The organism is Levilactobacillus enshiensis (genome assembly GCF_007115095.1).
Taxonomy (GTDB): Bacteria; Bacillota; Bacilli; order Lactobacillales; family Lactobacillaceae; genus Levilactobacillus; species Levilactobacillus enshiensis.
On sequence record NZ_SULH01000054.1, the window covers coordinates 1 to 225 of the forward strand.

The following is a 225-nucleotide window of genomic DNA, read 5'->3' on the forward strand; positions in this document are numbered from 1 at the left end:
CCAGCGGATTGCCAATCTTGAATCGGATAATATTGTTGCTTGATATAAGCCGACTTCTTTTCATACTGACTAGTAATTTTAAAAGCCTCGACCGTCTGTCCTGATACCCGACGAATTAAAACTGGTCGAGACTTGCCACCGTTAGTTTCTACAAAACTAACGTATAGGCTGACTAAGTCATTAGTCCTCATCTGGATCGTTGAGCCAATCAGCGACCTCTTTAGC

At 42.7% G+C, this 225-nt stretch carries 1 pseudogene; it reads right to left on the bottom strand.

Annotation, left to right across the window (positions count from 1 at the left end):
• Positions 1 to 191, bottom strand: a pseudogene (locus FAY32_RS14555) (hypothetical protein); the annotation flags it as partial.
• Positions 192 to 225: the final 34 nt, after the last annotated feature.